This is a genomic window from Roseinatronobacter ekhonensis (assembly GCF_900499075.1).
GTDB lineage: Bacteria > Pseudomonadota > Alphaproteobacteria > Rhodobacterales > Rhodobacteraceae > Roseinatronobacter > Roseinatronobacter ekhonensis.
This window is the reverse complement of record NZ_UIHC01000053.1, coordinates 1-16,937: the sequence shown is the minus strand read 5'-3', so window position 1 is coordinate 16,937 and position 16,937 is coordinate 1. Positions and strand designations below refer to the sequence as shown.

The following is a 16,937-nucleotide window of genomic DNA, read 5'->3' as shown; positions in this document are numbered from 1 at the left end:
GAAATGGCGCAAACTCGATGGCCGGAACCGCCTGCCCGAGATCATCCAAGGGGTTGAGTTCCGCGACGGCCTCCGCCACGTTCAAGCCGCCGCCTGATCAGGCGTCACCAACTTCTGCGCATATCTCAGGATCGTCTGGCCATTTGCCAGTAATAGGGGGAGACTAGGCTGCTCGTTTCGTCATTGTTCCTCTCGCAATTGGAGTAACACCGCCTGTTCACCGGTTTTGCCAATGCATATCAACATGAGTGTCCCAGTCAGGCAAGCAAAGTCTATGGCTGATACTTCATGCCAGAGAGGCGCGGGTGCAAGCTACCCACTTGGTACTTTTGAAACGACCAGACCAAAATACTCTCAGGGCGCGCCTTATCGGACGCCTTGTTGGTGTTTGGTTTACGCTCGCGGCTTCCCCAAACATTCACCGAACAAAGGCCGCGACTACGGTTTTCCCGTGCACCACATAGCACTGGATATGATCCGGGGACTACCCCACCCCGCGCCGGATCGGCTCCTTCTGGACCGGCGCAGAAGTGCGACAACGAAACCCACCGGCTGGTGACAACACAACACGTCGGTGTTGGTAACAGATCGGGGACCGCAGAAGCGTTGGCAGCTTAAAGCGGGGCAGGTGAGAAGCCTGCGGGGAAGCGGTTGGCCCCCGATACTGGGCATCGCACGGATACGGATCTGAAAGTGAAGGGCCTTCCCCTGCATGTCGGGGGGAAGGAGCGGGGGCCGGCTATTGTCTTGCTTCTTTGAATAGAGCCCTGTCGTCGTGATATGAAAGCACAAGGCCTAGCTAGTTCTATTTCCCTCACGTTTAAAGCGATAGCATTGCCTGTCTTGAAGCTTGGAAGTCTGCCAGCTTTGAGGCAGTTTGGAACGTATGGCATTTTGCGTATTCATTCACAGGACAGATTCAATCTACGACGATATTCCGTCGGAACGCTATCAGTTCCCCAAGCAATACCTATCCCGCGCCAGGCAGTGTGAGGGCGACTGGATTGTGTACCTCGAGCCTAGCAAGGTCAAAGAGAGCAAGGGTTATTTTGCTGTCGCAAAAATCCAAAAGATAGTCCCAGATCCAAGAGCGTTGGACATGTATCTGGCGATCATCGAGCCCGGCACTTACCTCGACTTTGGTGATCCGGTGGCCTTTCGCGGTCCCGATGGTGTGGTCGAGCAAGGTGTTTTGAACGAGGTTGGCAAAATTTCAGGCCGTGCTCAGGCGGCGGTCCGAGTTCTGGCAGCAGCCGACTTTGTCCGCATAGTTGAGCACGGCTTAGGACGGGATGATGATTTTCTGCCTCGCGATGGCGCGGGGTTTGCTTTGGGGTTTCAAGAGCAAACGGCTCAGTTTCATCACCTCCCGGTTCGCGAGCGGGTCAACCAGCTGACCAACCGGGCAGTTCGCGATCGCAATTTCCGAAAAACCGTCCTGCGCGCCTATGGTGAACGTTGCGCCATAACGGGGTTGCGACTCATCAATGGCGGTGGGCGTGCTGAGGTCCAGGCTGCACACATTAAGCCTGTTGAGCAAAATGGTCCTGACATCGTCAGCAACGGGCTTGCACTATCCGGAACCGCGCATTGGATGTTTGACAGAGGTTTGGTGGGCTTGGCCGATGACCTGACCGTGCTCGTTTCCAGGCAAAGTAACGATTTCAGCGCAGTCGAGGCCATGATCAATGCCTCTGGCAAGCTTTTGGTGCCAGACCGATTGGCTCATCGGCCAAGGTCAGAGTTTGTGATCTGGCACCGTCAAAACTGCTTCAAACACTAGCCTTTGTATGACTACGCGATCAGCGATTGTGTCGCGCACGCCCAGCCATTTCTTGAACAATTCAGGCGTACATCGCATAACAAACCACAGCCCTAATTTTTTGCCTGCGTCGCCGCGGCTAGGCATTAATCTAAAGCGTTGTTGCCAGGAAAATTTCCAAATGAACGCCGTTGAAATCGAACAAGCCGTTTCCGAACTTGCCGAGCAGCCGTTTGACGCGGCCGAGTTTCCCTATGCCTTCCTGATTGCTTTCGGCAACAAGGAGACGACGATCAAGCGTCTGCGCAGCGGTGCGTCCAACAAATCCGACATCGGCGGCATTCTGCAGACCAACAATATCCATCTTGCGACCTGCGCACCGGGCGAAGTTGCCGCAACGCTCAGCGCCCTTCGCGACAGCCCCGCGACCACCCGCGCCAAGGCCAAGTTCATCCTCGCCACCGACGGCATCGACCTCGAAGCCGAGGACATCACCACCGGCGAAACCATCGCCTGCCGCTATACCAATTTCCCTGACCATTTCGGTTTCTTCCTGCCGCTCGCCGGTATCTCCACCGTCAAGCAGATCCGCGAAAGTGCGTTTGATATCCGCGCGACCAGCCGTCTCAACAGGCTCTATGTGGAACTGATCAGGGACAATCCGGACTGGGGCAGCGCCGACAAACGCCATGAGATGAACCATTTCATGGCGCGGCTGATCTTCTGCTTCTTCGCCGAAGACACCGACATTTTCGTCAGCGACAACCTCTTCACCGCCACCATCGACCAGATGGCCAACCGCGACGGGTCGAACACCCATCAGGTTATCGGCGAGATCTTCCGCGCGATGAACACCGCCATCCCAAAACGCGCCGAGGCCAAGCTGCCCCGTTGGGCAGAAGCCTTCCCCTATGTGAACGGTGGCCTCTTCTCGGGCAGCACCGATGTGCCGCGCTTTTCCAAGATCGCGCAGCGCTACCTGTCCCATATCGGCAGCCTCGACTGGACGCAGATCAACCCCGACATTTTCGGGTCCATGATCCAGGCCGTCGCGGATGAAGAGGAACGCTCGGTCCTGGGCATGCACTACACCTCGGTGCCGAACATCCTGAAGGTGCTGAACCCGCTCTTCCTTGATGATCTGCGCACGGAGCTGGAGGCGGCGGGCGACAACGCGCGCAAGCTGGCCAATCTGCGCGCCCGCATGGCGAAGATCCGGGTGTTCGATCCCGCCTGCGGGTCGGGCAACTTCCTTGTCATCGCCTACAAGGAAATGCGCAGCCTTGAGTATGAGATCAACAAACGCCGGTTCGAGCCGCTGCGCCGCACCGACATTCCCCTGACCAACTATCGCGGGATCGAGCTGCGCGACTTTTCGGCAGAGATCGCGCGGCTGGCGCTGATCATCGCGGAATACCAATGCGACGTGACCTATCGCGGCCAGAAAGAGGCTCTGGCCGAGTTCCTGCCGCTGGATGCACAGAACTGGATCACCTGCGGCAACGCCCTGCGGCTGGACTGGCTGTCGGTCTGCCCGCCCACGGGGACGGGGGTGAAGTTTCAGGCCGATGACCTGTTCATGTCACCGCTGGATCAGGCGCAGATTGACTTTGCGAACGAGGGGGGCGAGACCTATATCTGTGGGAACCCGCCCTATATTGGTTATAACAAACAGGCGCGAGATCAGAAAGAAGACTTGGAGGTTGTATTTAGCCCATATTTGAAAAACTGGGGAAATCTTGACTATGTGGCTGCTTGGTTTCTAAAATCTGCTCTCTTTCTTAAGGAGACCATTGGTGCGATGGCACTCGTATCAACAAACTCTATTTGCCAAGGTGGTCAGGTGAGTGTTTTGTGGCCATTATTGGAAAAGCATGGACTTTCTATATTTTTTGCATACACGTCTTTCAAATGGTCAAACTTGGCGGCTCACAACGCGGGTATAACAGTCATTGTTGTCGGTTTGGCGCAAAGATCCAAACAAAGCGCTCGTCTATTTGAGACAAACCAAGATGGGACAGTGGCGGCCAGACAGGTTCCGCAGATCAACGGATACCTGATAGCAGGTGCACTTGTATATGTTTCAAAGCGTATGAAACCGTTATCTGGTGTTGGATCAATGAGTTTTGGAAACCATCCTTATTACGGCTCAGCTCTCATCTGTAGTTTGAACGAAGCACGTGATATGATCCAGAATGATGATCGTATTTCGAAGTATCTAAGGCCAATTTATGGGTCTACCGAGGTGATAAAAGCGGCGCCGCGGTACTGCCTGTGGATTTCTGAGGAAGATATTTCTGATGCAATGGAGATCCCTCAGATTGAAGATCGAGTAAACACAGTCAGGAAAAATCGTCTAGAAAAATCTAGTGATGCACAAGCGCAAGCCTTAGCGAAGGTGCCATATCGCTTTCGTGACACATTTACCCCAAAGGAACATGTTATAGCGGTACCACAGACCACCTCTGAGAATAGAGAGTTTTTGCCATGTGATCTTCTAGATCATAGGTCAGTTTTGACCTTTAAGTGCTATGCAATCTACGATGCACCATTGTGGAATATGGCGATTGTTGCCTCCCGGCTCCATCTTGCTTGGATTGGGGCAGTTTGTGGACGAATGCGAACCGATTTCAGCTATTCCAACACCCTCGGCTGGAACACCTTCCCCGTCCCCAAACTGACCGAAAAGAACCGCGCCGACCTGACCGCGGCGGCGACCGGCATCCTTCTGGCCCGCGAGGCGCATTTCCCCGCCACCATCGCCGACCTCTACGACCCCGAAAAAATGCCCGCGAACCTGCGCGCTGCCCATGATCACAACGATGAGGTGCTGGAACGCATCTACATCGGCCGCCGCTTCCGCAACGACACCGAACGGCTGGAAAAGCTGTTCGAGATGTACACGAAGATGACGACGAAGGTGAGCGCCTAACCTTTGCCCGCGTGCATCATGTGTGTTATTCATGCGCATGATCCGCCCACAGGAGGCACACATGACCAAACGCGCCACCAACCTGACCATAGACCCCGCGCTGCTGGACGAGGCGCGCGCGTTGAACATCAACCTGTCCGCCACCTTCGAGGCCAGCCTGCGCGACGCCGTGCGCAAGCAAAAGGCAGCAGCCTGGCTGGAAGAAAACCGCGCGGCGCTTGAGGGCTACAACGCCTGGATCGAGCAGAACGGCCTGCCGCTTGAGAAATACCGGCAATTCTGATGGCACGGTTCAGCCTGCATGACCTGCCCGGCGGTGGGCGAGTGGTCAATCTGCAAAGCGATTTTCTGGACTGGGCCGATACGCGGGTCGTGGCCCCCTTGGTGCCTGTAGAGCAAGGCCCGCCGCCCGCAAAACACCTTAACCCGATGATCACGCTGGACGATGGGCAGTTTGTGCTGATCGTTCAATCCATGGCGGCTGTCCGTGCATCGGCGCTTGGGCCGGCAGTGGGCGACCTGTCGGACCATCATGACGCGATCACACGCGCGGTGGATATGGTTTTTCAAGGGTTTTGACTATGGCACAGGTTCCTTCGGTTTCGGTGAAATACGCCGCCAATGGCAGCTCGACCAAGTCGAACGAATTGGGCATGCGCGCGATGCAGGAACGCGCTTACGCCAAGCGCGGCGAGCAATACCTGCTGATCAAGTCACCCCCGGCCTCGGGCAAAAGCCGCGCGCTGATGTTCATCGCGCTCGACAAGCTGCACAATCAGGGCCTGCGTCAGGCCATCGTCGTGGTGCCGGAAAAATCCATCGGGTCGAGCTTCAATGACGAGCCGCTCAGCAAGCATGGCTTCTGGGCCGACTGGACCGTTCAGCCGCAATGGAACCTGTGCAACGCCCCCGGCGGGGATGACGGCAAGGTCGGTGCCGTGGGCAAGTTTCTGGCAAGCGACGACCACGTGCTGGTCTGCACCCATGCCACCTTCCGCTTTGCCGTGGACAAGTTCGGGATCGAGGCTTTCGACGATCGCCTGATCGCGGTGGACGAGTTCCACCACGTCTCGGCCAACCCTGACAACAAACTGGGTATGCATCTAGGCGCGCTGGTCGCCCGCGATAAGGTGCATCTGGTGGCGATGACCGGATCGTACTTCCGCGGCGACGCGGAGGCCGTTTTGTCGCCCGAGGATGAGGCGCGGTTCGACACCGTCACCTACACCTATTACGAGCAGCTGAACGGCTATAGATACCTCAAGTCGCTCGACATCGGGTATTTCTTCTATTCCGGGTCCTATGCGGATGACATCCTCAAGGTGCTGGACCCGACCGAGAAGACGATCCTGCACATCCCGAACGTGAACTCGCGCGAGAGCACGAAGGATAAGCATCGCGAAGTCGAGCATATCATCGATGCCCTGGGGGACTGGCAGGGCACTGACCCTGCGACCGGGTTTCAGCTGGTCAAGACGCCTGTGGGGCGTGTGCTGCGGATCGCCGATCTGGTGGATGATGAACCGGTCAAGCGGGACAAGGTTTCCGCCGCATTGAAAGACTCTGCGCAGAAGAACAACCGCGATCATGTCGACATCATCATAGCCTTGGGGATGGCAAAGGAAGGGTTCGACTGGATCTGGTGCGAACACGCCCTGACGGTTGGCTACCGCGCCAGCCTGACCGAGATCGTACAGATCATCGGCCGCGCCACCCGGGATGCAGAGGGCAAGACGCGCGCGCGGTTCACCAACCTGATCGCCGAGCCTGATGCCGCGGCAGAGGCTGTTACCGAGGCGATCAACGATACGCTGAAGGCAATCGCTGCGAGCTTGCTGATGGAGCAGGTGCTTGCCCCGCGTTTCAACTTCACTCCCAAGAGCGCGCAATCAGTCCCGGTCGAGGGTTTTGACTATGGGGAAGGGGGGTATGACCCTGCCAAGGAAAACGTTGGCTTCAATGAGAGCAGTGGTCAGTTCCAGATCGAGATCAAGGGCTTGGTTGAACCCAAGAGCAAAGAGGCCAAACGCATCTGCCAGGACGATCTGAACGAAGTGATCACGGCGTTCGTGCAGGACAAGACCACGATCGAGCGTGGGCTGTTTGATGACGAACTGGTTCCCGAAGAGCTGACCCAAGTGCGCATGGGCAAGATTGTCGGTGCCAGGTTTCCAGAACTCGATGCGGAAGATCAGGAAGCCGTGCGCCAGCATGCAGTGGCCGCGCTGAACCTGACACAGAAGGCCAAGGAAATCGCGCTGACAGGCGGTGATGACGGCGAAGTATCCGCCAATACAGCGCTGATCGATGGGGTGCGCAAATTCGCCATGGACGTGCGCGAGCTGGATATCGATCTGATCGACCGGATCAACCCGTTCGGGGAAGCCTATGCAATCCTGGCCAAAACCATGAGCGAGGAAAGCCTCAGGCAAGTGGCTGCGGTGATTTCTGCCAAAAAAGTACAGCTCACCCCGGAAGAGGCGCGCGCGCTGGCGAAACGTGCCGCCGCCTTCAAGCAGGAACGGGGGCGCTTGCCGTCGATCACATCGGCTGACCCGTGGGAGAAGAAGATGGCTGAAGGGGTTGCCTACCTTGTTCGGATGAAGCAGGAGGCCGCCAATGGCTAACGGGTTCACGGATGAAGATGATGAGCTGCTGGCAGAGCTGGGCGTTGAGGTCGAGACGAAAAAGCAAGTTTCCCGCACCCCACGCGAAGAACGGATCATCGCGGGTTTTGAGGAGATACAGCGCTTTGTCGAGGAGCACGGCCGCCGCCCACAGCATGGCGAGGACAGGGACGTTTTCGAGCGCCTGTATGCAGTGCGCCTCGATCGGATCAGCGAGTCGCAGGAATGCCGTGATCTGATTGAGACCTTGGATCATCAGAGACTGCTGAGTGGCGCACCACTCGCGCTCTCGGATGACGGGGAAGAGCTGGACGACGACGCGCTTCTGGACGCACTCGGGATCGAGGTCGCAGCGCCTGCGATCACCGAACTTAAACATGTCCGTTCTGCTGCAGAAAAAAAGGCTGCCGAAGAAATCGCCAACCGCGACCGCTGCGAGGATTTCGCGCGTTTCAAGCCGCTTTTTGAGCAGGTGCAGAAAGAGCTAGAAAGTGGGTTGCGTGAAACTCGCCCCTTTGAACGCAAGTCCGAAATCGAAAAAGGCAAATTCTTCATTCTTGGCGGTCAGAAGGCATATATCGCTTCGGTCGGTGAAGTATTCACGCAGGAATACGGGGATAGAGATGCTCGCCTGCGTGTGGTTTTTGACAATGGCACTGAGAGCAACATGCTCATGCGATCCCTTCAGCGGGCCTTGACCAAGGATGAGACCGGACGTCGGATAATCGAGCCGAATGCGGGCCCTCTTTTCTCAGGCGAAACCATTGATGGTGATGAGGCCAGCGGCACTATCTATGTGTTGCGCAGCAAATCTGATCACCCATTGGTGGCCGGGAACCGCGATCTGGTTCACAAGATTGGTGTGACCGGTATTAACGTAGAACAGCGCATCGCGGGGGCCGCGACGCATGCGACATTCCTGATGGCCAATGTCGAGATCGTCGCGACCTATGAACTCTACAACATCAACCGTACCCGCCTCGAAAACCTGATCCACCGTATCTTTGAACCTGCGCGGCTCGATATTGAGATCATGGACCGCTTCGGGCGCCCTGTTGTCCCGAAGGAGTGGTTTATGGTGCCGATCTTCGCGATCAATGATGCAGTGGAGAAGATCAAGGATGGCAGTATTGCCGGTTTCGTCTACGATCCCAAACAGGCGAAGTTGGTGATGCATTCAGCACAAAACGCTACATAGGCGATCGTCAATGACTTGTCGGAAACATCGGTTCCCCGTCAATATGTCATGCGATCTTCTTTAACTTGGCTTTGCCATCACAGTCAGGAAACCGGACACAGCCTAGAAATGCGCCGTAGCGGCCACGCCGTTCTACAAGCCAGCCCGCTTCGCAGTTTGGGCAAGCCTGCTGGGTCTCTCCGCAATCGGTGCAAACCAGTTCTCTGCTTGTCTGGGAACGGATGGGGAGACCTACACCGCAGGCCGGACAAGCCGGCATGCGACTACCGCACAGCTTCACATGCTCGCACCGCTACCAGTCGCTACCGTCCTTTCCGGCCATGTGTAGCAGACGTCCCCCGCAACCCGGACAGGTGTGGGTGTGCTGCTGAACCTCCAAGGGCACAGCTACGCCAAACTCAGGCTCTTTCATCAGCTCCTCGACAAAAACGGAGGGCCGCGCTTCGGATGCGAGGATGGTCACGGTCCGCCGGGCCCGGGTCACAGCCACATACATGACGCGCCGTTCTTCAGCGTTCGGATATGGCTCGGCCTCGGGCGATACCAGGCTGAGCAGAGGGTCGTCGACGATCATCGACGGGAAGCCCATCTTGGCGGTGTCGGCACCGAGGATGATGACGTGATCGGCCTCTAGGCCCTTTGATGCATGGATGGTCTTGAAGGTGATCGTCGCTCTAGGGTTCTGGCGCTGGAGCCGCCCGACATCCGGCCTCAGGAAGCGATATCGTGCCAGGATCAGGATTGACGGCTTCCCGCCGCTCTTGCCTTCAGTGGCGGCGAGAGCAGCCACGGCGTCGTTCAACGCCGTCTCTCCGGTGTCACGGCGCGTCCAGGCGATCCTGATCGAAGGTTCGTCCGTCTCGCCTGCCGGTATTACCGTCTTTGTGATTTGAGCGGGGTTACGGAGAACAAAGCGGCGAGCGGCCAGGGCAATCTTGTCCACCGATCGGAAGGTTCGACCGAGATCGACGGTTCGATGGACGCCGGTGGCCCCTGCATAGGCGCCGCCAAATTCCGCACCGAAGTTGCGCATGATGTGGATGTCTGACCCGGCAAAGCGGTAGATCGATTGCCAATCGTCGCCGACGGCAAACAATTTGGCATCGGAATGCTGCCGTTTGAGTGCCTGGATCAGCTTTGCCCGTCCGGTGGAGATATCCTGAAACTCGTCGACAAGAATATGTCGGAACGGGCTCTGGTAGCTTCCGCTCTCGACGAGGGCGGTAGCGCGATTCACCATGTCCTCGAAGTCGATCCGGTCACCGAGGCGAGATTGATACTCGCGGAATACAGCCCCGAATATCTTGAGGAAGGCCTCCGCTCGATTTCCCATCTTCAGCGTCCGGGCCTTCTCGGAGCAGTCCTCGACCCGGTAGCTGCCATTCTTGAAGTGACGCAGGAAGGTGCCCACCAGAGAGGTGAAGCTGTCAACCGCCCCGACCTCGGCCACACGATCGTAGATCTCGATGTCCGGGATCGGTCGCAGCGTGACGTGGGGCTCGAGCTTTTCGGCAAGCGCTTCGAGCAACCGGCCCTCTTCACGCTCCCAGCTGTAGGTCTCGATCAGAACGGTTTCGTGCTCGGCATGGACCTGCCTCTTCCAGTCCATACCTGCTAGGTATTCGTCGCGATCGACATAAGGGGCCGTCGTCAACTCCTCCACACCGTCCTTGCCGCGTTTCTTTCGCACGCCGAAATGCTCTAGGTAGACGCCGCTCTCTGTAAGCCGGAAGTCGGGCGTGTAAGCACGGCGGCCGGTTTTCGCGAGCTGGTGTTCGTAGCTGGGCTCATATTCGTATGCGACGCCGTTCTGGAACAGCCAGTTGGCGATCAGCAGCTCTTCGAAGCTGTTCACGGTCTCGCCTTGCAGCGTCCGCAGGTTGCGGCTCTCGATCTGCGCATACCATTCATGCTTCGTCTTGAAGTCCCATTGTGTCGGGAAGTCATCGAAAAAACCAGCGAACCAGCCGATTACGGTCTGTGCGACGTCGCTGGCGGTCGCCACGATATGTCGCAGGATCTCCTTTATCAGGCACAGGAACGCCTTGTCGTCTGTCGCGGTCGGTGCCAATGGCGGCTTTTCGCCTTCTACTTCGCCGATGATCTCATAGGCCAATGCGTGGAAGGTGCGTGCCGCGACCGGGACACCGCACCTGGCTTCGATCCGCTCCGACATTTCGGTCGCTGCGTCTTTCGCGAAGGCAAGCAACAGGAGCTCGCTCGGCTTCCGTATCTCCGCCTTAACGAGGTAGGCGGCTTTGGCGGTTATCACGCTGGTCTTGCCCGATCCCGCACCGGCCAAAACCAGAGTCGCGTCTTCGTCGACGACGGCTGACAGTCGCTGTTCGGGCGTTAGTGGCATAGACTCAACCTTGTCGAAGAAATCCTTCCAAAGAAGCAGTTGAGCTTCCACGAACGCTTCGATCGCCGCGTCCCGGGCGGGATTCGGATCGGCTGCGAACGCCGTGATTGGGGCAATTCGGGAAGTTACCTTGTCGCCGAGGGCCTCGGCGTTCAGCTTGGACAGCACACGGCTGTTCAGTTCAGCGGCATCGCGCGCCAGTGGCGCTATGTGGCAAGCTGCAGGATAAGCATCCGGCACCTTGAGTGCTTCGAGCGCATGCAGGATGCGCTGGACCGCCGCGTCCTCTTTTTCCAGCTGCGCAAGGTTGAAATCCGTCCATGCGCTGGCCGCCGCCTCCGCGAATTTCTTAGCCGCTGAGGTGTCAACCGCTGGCAACGTCAGGATTCGGCCGCCCCTAAGGTCGAGCGAAAAGGACGTTGAGAGAAGGCCTTTCCTAACCGACGGGCGCGTCGATATATCTCCAAGCCCTATCCAGGGTGAACCAGCCCCGCACGCCGCAATACCCTTGTCTTGCAATGTTAGAGATCTTGGATGTCGGCCCATAGGGTCAACTACGAAACCCAAGAAGGATTTTGAGGCGAGTTTCATGTGTTCCGAATTACTAGCTTTTCCCGAGGTGTAGCAGATATCATCCGGTGGGAAAGCATGTGGAACGCATTTCAGGCGAGAGTGAGCGCCTACTTTGTGCCCTTGTGACGGACAATGCACTCAAGCCGGGCGCACTGCGGGCTGTGAGCGGACGTCCGCTGATGAAGCGAGCCAGCCTTACTGGAGCACCATGAGCGGCCATCCAGATAGAGTTCGGCCAAGACTATACGATCAAGCTTTCAGATCCGGCACGCTATGTTAGGATAAAACATGCGGGATAGAGGGCTTTGCGAGTTGCTGGGAGTTTTCGATGGCAAACGGTTCTTTTAGCTTCTTAGAGAACGCGTTCTGGGTGCTGAACGCTAGATATGAATCCAATTACGCTGAATTAGTTGACCTGGCGGAAGATGCGGAGTTCGAAGAAAGCCATCCTCAAGCGCTGATACAGCGGTCGCAACAAGCTCTGGTTTCTCCGGTCGCCCGCCTCGATCAAGAGCTGGGTTGGTTGCCGGGGCTAAGCGAAAGACAAATTGACGAAATTCGATCGCTCTTGGCTTCTGGTGAAACAGACAAGCTGCACAGTTCCATCAATTTCTTGCCTGATCTTCCAAAAGCAAATTTGCTGGCGCACCTAAGCAATCTGTCAAAGGTGGACGCTTCAAAGCTTCAAAGTTTGCTTCGCTGCTGGGATGAAGTTGATCATGGCGAACTACTCGAGTTCATCAACTCCAACCGGAAAATTTCCGGCTTCCCAAATGTTGATGCCACTCAGATCAGCATCTCGGTCACTGCACTCGAATCTGCTCATGCAAGAAGTGCGGCGAAGGCAATCTGGCAGCTAGAAGAGCCAGGTAAAGTCATGGAGCACTTGGTGGAGGCTGAATTGGCGACTGGCAAGCCGAACAGCATCTTGGGCCGATTTGTCCGCGAGTATGACAGTCTGAGCGAGCCAAAGCTCGCTCAAATCAGGAACGAAATCGACCATCAGATTGAGCTCGCTCAGGAGCCTTCACCCAATCTCGACAGCGTGACGAACGAGATCGCCGCGTTGTTGAGCAGATGGGATGATGTGAATCAACCAGTTCAGGTCTACGAGCAGCACCAAGGCCATGAGGAAGGTCGCTCCAAGAAAGTCTATGAAGCAGTTCGTTCTCTGTGTCTTGAATTGGCGAACGACCGGGGTGAGTTTCAATATGCAAGGCGGCTATCGGAGGCTTTGCTCCAAACTTTTCCAGAATTAGAATCTGTCGCTGAGGTGCTCAAAGGAGATGTGGCAGCACTCCAAAACCTCGACGAACAGCAAAAGCAACTCGCAATTGTTGAGCCACTTGTAGCAGCCTGTGAAGCCGCAAAAACACAGCTTCCCGCGTTGAAGTCTGCGTTGCAGAAATCCGGTTTCGCGAACGCGCGAAAAGGCGTCCTGAACGAAATCTATGATGCATTTGATGCTGCCGCCAAAGCTCCAGAAACAGATGATGCAGTATTTCTGGTAGTGCGTGATTTGGCGCTCTTCGTTAACAATGATCGAAGCGATCCAGAGACAGCTTTCAGGCTGATCGATGGCCTTATTCAGTATAGCGGGCGTCAGCCGTCAGATAAAATCGTGGATCAGCTAGATGACGAACGCGAAAAACTTCATCGAAATTGGAAAATGGGAGAGTTTGAGAAGCAGGCAGGCGATCTAGGGGCTATGTCAAAAACCGTCGACGAGATGCTCAAATACGCCAAAGGGAATAATCGCACAGAGCTTTTGCAGGTAAAGTCGAACATTGACCGCAAGCAAGCGGGAAAGAAGGTCAAGTGGTTGATATATGGGGGTATTGCGGCTGCGATTGGTTTTTTCGTTCTCTCTGAGGAGATAAACAAGCCAACTTCCCGCACTTCCTATCAACCCACAGCGACTTATCAGCCTTCAACCACACGTCCTTCGACAAATGGCACCGCCACTGCGTCCTTCGGGGAATCTAGGCCGCCGGTAGGGCAGGGGCTGGTTCTGAACAGATCTCAGGTTCGGTACTGTGTTTATCAGGGTGAGCGCCTTGAAGCGATGAGGTCCATGACCTCAACGAATTATCAAATAGACAGCTTCAATGGGCTTATCGATGACTATAACTCCAGGTGTTCGAATTATCAGTACCGTAGCGAGGTATTAAGTTCGATTCGTCGCGAAGCTTCAAGCAAAACAGGTGAATTTATAGCGGACGCCCGGAGGATCGTGGCTTCATGGTGAACCAACGGGACTCAGAAGTTAGTTCTGAAGCTGTAGCCCAGCTCTGCGTTGAGTATTGGAAGCTATCCGCCGCGACCGAGCGAGCCTTGGCTGTACTGGAAGACAAAGGCGGAAAGCGCTTGCAAGCGCAGTTGAAGTATTCAAAGCGTCAACTGGAAGTCATCCTTCAAGAGCTTGGGCTTAGGTTGGTGGATTTTCATGGAGAACTGTATCACGCTGGTCTCGCGGTATCTGTCGATAATCCCGCTGATCACGACGAGGAAGAAGAACTGATAATTAGCAAGACGTTAGAACCAACGGTCATGTCCGACATGACGGTCTTGCGGCTAGGACGAGTGATCGTTGGGCCGAAACAGAACGAAGAGGAGTAAGCAGTGTACCTGGGTATTGATCTTGGAACGTCTAATTCAGCTGTAGTTGGACACACCGACGGCTCGCTCCGTCTCTTCAAGACCGCTGACGGCACCGATGTGCTGCCCAGCGTAATCTACCTCGACAAGAGGGGGCATCGCTTTGTGGGGAAGACCGCTTATGACCGGTTGCTGTCAGCGCCAAAAAACGTAGCCCATGGCTTTAAGCGCTCGATGGGGACAAAGAACCAGATTTCTTTGGCTGGTCAGACTTGGACGCCGGTAGAGTGCTCCGCAGAAATAATCAAAACATTGGTTGGCCAAGCCGCGACAGAAGCTGGCTCTCAGCCGATTGAAGGCGTTGTGATTACAACACCTGCTGCTTTCAACCAAATGCAGAGCGAAGACACGATTGCGGCCGCGCGTCTAGCCGGATTGGAAAGGGTCAGTCTACTTCAAGAACCGGTGGCAGCTGCCCTTGCTGCCATTTCGCATAGCAAGCAAAAAGATGGCGTTTTTCTAGTTTATGATCTTGGAGGCGGTACTTTTGATTTAGCGCTTGTGATGAGCACCGCCGGTGTCGTCAATGTAGTTGCCCATGAGGGTATCAACATGCTCGGTGGGAGGGACTTCGACCGTATCATATTTGACAGCATAGTGCGGCCTTGGCTTTCTACGAATTTTGTACTTCCACGAAATTTCCAAGCTGACGACAAGTATCGACACCTTGCTGATGTTAGCAAGTACGCTGCTGAGAAGGCAAAGATTCAGCTATCTGCATCCGATACAGCGTCTATTTTTGCCTCGGAAGATGAAGTTCGTGCGTGTGACGAAAACGGAGAAGAAATTTACCTGTCTATCGACTTGTCGCGCAAACAAATGGCTGACTTGATCAGAGATCGGATCGAAGATTCCATTGGACTATGCCGCAAGATCATCACAGCAAATGGGTACAAATCGGAAGATCTTTCAAAGATTGTGCTTATTGGCGGCCCTTCGAAGATGCCGATAATTCGTGAGATGCTCGAAGCCGAACTAGCGATCCCGGTCGATAGCGGTCTAGATCCGATGACGGCTGTCGCTACAGGCGCGGCCATTTTTGCGGAAAGCCGCGAATGGGACGGTGATAGCTCCGTCCAAAAGTCAACCAAACAGAGAGAAACAGTGACCGGCGACGTAGGTCTATCACTTGATTTCAAGTCACGTGTGTCTTCAGAGAGCACAAAAATTCGAGTGAAACCTTCGGGAGAGGTGCCGAGCGGCGTCGAGCTCGAAATCTTGGATGAAGAAGGGTCATCATCTGGCCGTATCGCACTCAACGGCCCCTTGAGCGTGAAAGTTAGCGTGCGGAAGAACGGAAACAATCGTTTTAAAGTCAATGTGTTCGACAAGATTGGCAGCAAGATCGAAAGCGCATCGAGAGAAATCACCATTACTCGTTCGGAAGCAAGCGCCGCTAGTGTTCCGATGACTTACAACCTAGCGGTCAAGGTGCAGCATGGACTGGTAGGTTATGAGCGTAACAAGCTCGACACTTTGGTCAAGAAGGGAACAGCTCTTCCTGCTCAAGGCCGACAAACGTTCCGTGCTGGCAAAACACTGGTGGGCGGCGAAGACGATTTCATTGCAGTCGAGTTCTATGATATGGTCGATGAAGTCGATAGCCCCGAACACAACTTGCATATCGGCAATTTTCGGCTGAACAGCCTCGATGAACTTGAGCGGGGCGAGCGGATCAACCGAGGTGACGAATTCATCATTGATTGGAAAATGAGTGACAACGGAACGCTAAGCTTTTCGTTGGAACTTCCAGCGCTCGGCCGAATTATAGACGCTACCAATCTCTATCGCCACTATGATGGCGGTATCAACTATGATGGCGAGCGAGGGGCTGAAGTCGCAGCAACCATGCTATCCCGTGCTGAAAGTGATCTTGAAGAACTTGAAAGCGCACTCGGTCATGATCTTGACTCATCTGGCGACATTCGCAAACGCATCGAACGTCAGCAGGCTGCACTCTCTACATCTGTAGATGCCGATACGCACAGATCGGTGGCCGAGGAGGCTAGAAAACTGCGCCAAGACGTCGCGCTTTTGAAGATGTCTCCGGAAAATGAAGAACGCGTGCTTGAAGACGAAGCAAGCAAAGCAGAACTATCGTTTGACGAACTGCGAGACTTGGCCCAGCCGGTTGATAGTGAACGGCACGATAAGCTGCTGGTAACTACGCGCCGAGCAATACGAGAAAAGAACTTCGACTCAGCCCGCCGATCACTTGGCGAAATGCATGGAATACGCATGAAAGTCCTCGCGGAAACGCCTGATTTCCTCATTGAAATATTTAAGGTCCTAGCCGCCGAACGGCATCTTGCGGTGGATGAGGCGCTGCTTGACCAACACCTGAAAGCGGGCGTAGAGGCTGCAAAAGCAGGCGACGTTGAGCGATTGCGATTTGTAATCGGTCAGATGATGGGCAATCGGGTATCTACAGGTGCTGACGCGGCAGAGATTGTAGAACTCGCGCATTTGCTTGGAACATAGGCAAACATTGCTTTGCTACAGCAAATGGCGGCATAGGCGGGCTGCATCGCAGCACTACCTTTCCCGTTAGAACGTTAGCTTTGGGTCGGTTGCGTCAGCCTGCATAAATGGGCGTATTGTGTTGAAAAACTCTTCCTTGATCGAAGTCTGAACTGCTGATTCAATTCCTGTAATCGAGGGGGAGGACCGGCGATGATGGGACCGAGGCAGGAAGCGAAACCGGCGCTGTTCTACGAGTTCTCGCTTGAGGATCATGTCCCACAGGATCACCTGCTGCGCTCCATCGACCGGTTCGTCGATCTGGGCGGCATCCGCGCGCATCTTGCGGAGTTCTACAGCCACAC

10 protein-coding genes and 1 pseudogene are annotated in these 16,937 nt (G+C 55.4%); 10 read left to right on the top strand and 1 reads right to left on the bottom strand.

What is annotated here, in order from left to right; translation table 11 throughout:
- Nucleotides 1–886 precede the first annotated feature (886 nt).
- The 6 genes from ROE7235_RS16335 (at nucleotide 887) to ROE7235_RS16310 (ending at nucleotide 8,519) form a co-directional block, all read left to right on the top strand.
- Nucleotides 887–1,783 carry an HNH endonuclease gene (locus ROE7235_RS16335; protein WP_121096576.1) on the top strand — a complete coding sequence of 299 codons (897 nt, stop codon included), beginning with the start codon at nucleotides 887–889 and terminating at the stop codon, nucleotides 1,781–1,783.
- A 160-nt stretch (nucleotides 1,784–1,943) separates the two neighbouring features.
- Nucleotides 1,944–4,694, top strand: a complete 2,751-nt coding sequence (locus ROE7235_RS16330) for a class I SAM-dependent DNA methyltransferase (protein WP_121096574.1) — start codon at nucleotides 1,944–1,946, stop codon at nucleotides 4,692–4,694.
- 61 nt (nucleotides 4,695–4,755) lie between these two features.
- Nucleotides 4,756–4,977: a type II toxin-antitoxin system CcdA family antitoxin gene (locus ROE7235_RS16325; RefSeq protein ID WP_245964002.1), complete on the top strand. Its 222-nt coding sequence runs from the start codon at nucleotides 4,756–4,758 to the stop codon at nucleotides 4,975–4,977.
- Nucleotides 4,977–5,273 (top strand): CcdB family protein, encoded by a 297-nt coding sequence (locus ROE7235_RS16320; RefSeq protein ID WP_121096570.1) that lies wholly within the window; start codon nucleotides 4,977–4,979, stop codon nucleotides 5,271–5,273. Before ROE7235_RS16325 ends, ROE7235_RS16320 begins: the two co-directional genes overlap by 1 nt.
- Before the next feature lie 2 nt (nucleotides 5,274–5,275).
- On the top strand, nucleotides 5,276–7,321 hold the full coding sequence (locus tag ROE7235_RS16315) for a DEAD/DEAH box helicase (protein ID WP_121096568.1): 2,046 nt from the start codon (nucleotides 5,276–5,278) through the stop codon (nucleotides 7,319–7,321).
- The gene (locus ROE7235_RS16310) at nucleotides 7,314–8,519 is read left to right on the top strand and encodes a GIY-YIG nuclease family protein (RefSeq protein ID WP_121096566.1); all 1,206 of its coding nucleotides are present in this window, start codon (nucleotides 7,314–7,316) and stop codon (nucleotides 8,517–8,519) included. Before ROE7235_RS16315 ends, ROE7235_RS16310 begins: the two co-directional genes overlap by 8 nt.
- Before the next feature lie 46 nt (nucleotides 8,520–8,565).
- Here ROE7235_RS16310 and ROE7235_RS16305 read toward each other — a convergent pair.
- A pseudogene (locus tag ROE7235_RS16305) lies at nucleotides 8,566–11,427 on the bottom strand (UvrD-helicase domain-containing protein).
- Between the two features lie 355 nt (nucleotides 11,428–11,782).
- Between ROE7235_RS16305 and ROE7235_RS16300 the strand changes: the two are divergent.
- From ROE7235_RS16300 to ROE7235_RS16285, 4 genes are all read left to right on the top strand, one after another.
- Nucleotides 11,783–13,702, top strand: a complete 1,920-nt coding sequence (locus ROE7235_RS16300) for a hypothetical protein (protein ID WP_121096565.1) — start codon at nucleotides 11,783–11,785, stop codon at nucleotides 13,700–13,702.
- Nucleotides 13,696–14,073 (top strand): hypothetical protein, encoded by a 378-nt coding sequence (locus ROE7235_RS16295; protein ID WP_121096563.1) that lies wholly within the window; start codon nucleotides 13,696–13,698, stop codon nucleotides 14,071–14,073. The genes ROE7235_RS16300 and ROE7235_RS16295 overlap by 7 nt, the downstream gene beginning before the upstream one ends.
- Before the next feature lie 3 nt (nucleotides 14,074–14,076).
- A complete protein-coding gene (locus tag ROE7235_RS16290; RefSeq protein WP_121096561.1) occupies nucleotides 14,077–16,593 on the top strand; it encodes an Hsp70 family protein in 2,517 nt (838 codons plus the stop codon).
- Nucleotides 16,594–16,785: 192 nt separating this feature from the next.
- Nucleotides 16,786–16,937 (top strand): transposase (locus ROE7235_RS16285; protein ID WP_503128428.1); only part of this gene is annotated, 152 nt, incomplete at its 3' end.